Source organism: Saccharopolyspora sp. (assembly GCF_017434145.1).
GTDB lineage: Bacteria > Actinomycetota > Actinomycetes > Mycobacteriales > Pseudonocardiaceae > Saccharopolyspora_C > Saccharopolyspora_C galaxeae.
Genome location: NZ_JAFRFW010000461.1, coordinates 1 through 2,267 on the forward strand (window position 1 = coordinate 1; position 2,267 = coordinate 2,267).

At 72.1% G+C, this 2,267-nt stretch carries 3 protein-coding genes; 2 read left to right on the forward strand and 1 reads right to left on the reverse strand.

Annotated features, from left to right (window positions below):
* Positions 1-579: SIS domain-containing protein (locus tag IJH84_RS12730; RefSeq protein ID WP_295144434.1), on the reverse strand; the 579-nt coding region annotated here is incomplete at its 3' end.
* 271 nt (positions 580-850) lie between these two features.
* Between IJH84_RS12730 and IJH84_RS12735 the strand changes: the two genes are divergently transcribed.
* Both IJH84_RS12735 and IJH84_RS12740 read left to right on the forward strand, forming a co-directional pair.
* Positions 851-1,609 (forward strand): GntR family transcriptional regulator, encoded by a 759-nt coding sequence (locus IJH84_RS12735; RefSeq protein ID WP_200068332.1) that lies wholly within the window; start codon positions 851-853, stop codon positions 1,607-1,609.
* Positions 1,610-1,680: 71 nt separating this feature from the next.
* A partial coding sequence (locus tag IJH84_RS12740; RefSeq protein WP_295144439.1) for an rRNA methyltransferase occupies positions 1,681-2,267 on the forward strand: 587 nt, incomplete at its 3' end.

Consider the following 2,267-nt stretch of genomic DNA (forward strand, 5'->3'; position numbering starts at 1 on the left):
CGCGGGTTCGCTGTCCCGCAGCGCATCCGAGGCCTGTTCGGGCAGCTCCGCGGCGTCCCTGCCCGTGCCGCCGCGCACCGCGTCGACCAGCAGGTACAGCGTGAGCAGCGTGGCGCTGTAGGTCTTGGTGGCCGCGACCGCCCGCTCCTGGCCCGCGCGGATGTCCACCGACAGCTCCGCGGTGGAGTTCAGCGTCGAGTCGGCGGTGTTGGTGACCGCGACGGTGGTGGCCCCGCGCCGCCGCGCCGCTGCGGTGACCTCGATCAGGTCCGGTGAACCGCCGCTCTGGCTGACCGTCAGCAGCAGCACGTCGGTCAGGTCCGGCCGCGCGCCGTAGAGCGTCGTGGTGGATGGCGAGACCAGCCCGGCAGGCAGTTCCAGCAGGACTTCGATCAGATATTTCGCGTACAGCGCCGCGTGGTCGCTGGAGCCGCGGGCGGCCAGCAGCGCGAACCGCGGCTTGCGCTCGGCGATGGTCGCGGCAACCGCCGCGATCTGCTCGCGGGCGGCGAGCAGCTCGGCGAAGATCCGCGGCTGCTGGTCGATCTCGGCGCGCATTCGCTCACCGGGGCTGGTCATGGGTACCTCTCCGCGATCGAAGTCCAGGTCTAGACCATTATTGCTGATCGGGCCCGCACGCCGGGGCGCGGCGTGCCTGCGCACACCGAGCTTGGCCCGGTGGACCGCGGGTGCGCCACCCGGTCGGCAGACCAAGATCACCCGATGCGAATACTGGTGAGAACGTGATGACGGCGCACGGCTTCAGGCATCCTGGACAGTCATGGCGCTGCTTCGCGCACGGCCGTGCGGGCGGTCCGTGCGCGGTGCCCAGGTACGGGTAGGAGGACAGATGCTGGAAACGTCGGTGTCCGGCGGGGCGGACACCCCGGTTCGCGTGCAGCGCGAACCCAAGTACTGGGGCCTGAAGCAGCACCTGCTGGACATGCTGCGATCCCTGCCGCCGGGCTCTCCGATCCCCACCGAACGCGCGCTCGCCGCCGAGTTCGACGTCTCGCGCACCACCGTGCGCCAGGCGCTGGCCGAGCTGACCGTCGAAGGCCGCCTGCTGCGGGTGCAGGGCAAGGGCACCTTCGCCGCCAAACCCAAGGTCGCGCAGCGGCTGCAGCTGTCCAGCTACACCGAGGACATGCGCGCGCAGGGCCGCCAGCCCACCTCGCGCCTGCTGGAAGTCGTGGAGGAACCGGCGGGCGAAGAACTCGCCACGCTGCTCGGCACCCGAACCGGCTCGACCGTGCTGCGGCTGCGGCGGCTGCGGCTGGCCGACGCGGAGCCGATGGCCATCGAGACCACGCACCTGGCGCTGTCCCGGTTCCGCGGGCTGACCTCGAAGCTGGCGGAGGACGGTTCGCTGTACCGGGTGCTGCGCGAGCAGTTCGGCGTCGCGCTCGGGCACGCCGACGAAACGATCGAGACCGCGCTGGCCAGCCCGGAGGAGGCCGAAGCGCTGGGCGCCGACGTGGGCCTGCCGATGCTGCTGCTGTCCAGGCACTCCTTCGACGCGGACGGCGAGCCGGTCGAGTGGGTGCGATCCATCTACCGCGGCGACCGCTACAAGTTCGTCGCCCGCCTGAACCCGCCGGCTTCCTGACTCGGGGAGCAACGATCAGCTACCGCTACGAGACCGGCCGTGCCGACTTCAGCGACCTCGCGGGCGGGTTCGTGCTCAAGGCCGTTCCCGGCTTCCCCGGGTTCCCGGTCCGGCTGGCCAGTGAAGTGTTCCAGCGGGCGGCGCAGCTGTGCGGTGCGGCGGAGCGGGTCACGCTGTGGGACCCGTGCTGCGGCAGCGGCTACCTGCTGAGCACGATCGGACTGCTGCACCGGCAGCGGCTCGCGGCGGTGTTCGGCACGGATGCGGACCCCGACGCGCTCGGGGTGGCGGCGAGCAACCTGCGGATGCTCTCGCGGGACGGTCTGCTCGAACGCCGCCGGGAGCTCGCCGGGATGGCCGAGCGCCACGGCAAGAACTCGCACCAGGCGGCCGTCGACGCCGCCGACCGCCTCATCGCGGGACTGCCATCGGAGCCCGGCCCGCGAACCGGCGCGGCCGTGGCGAACGCCTTCGATCCGGAGCAGACCGCAGCAGCGCTCGGCGGGCGGGCGCCGGACATCGTCTGCACCGACGTGCCTTACGGCGATCAGGTCGGCTGGTCCGGCGCTCCCGACGATCCGATTCCGGCGCTGATCCGCTCGATCGCCGAGGTCGTGCCGCCGTCCGCGGTGATCGCGGTGACCTGCCGGGCGCGGAA

Excerpts from the sequence above, each read along its gene's own strand:
- IJH84_RS12735 (WP_200068332.1), top strand. The coding sequence starts at position 851 with ATGCTGGAAACGTCGGTGTCCGGCGGGGCGGACACCCCGGTTCGCGTG.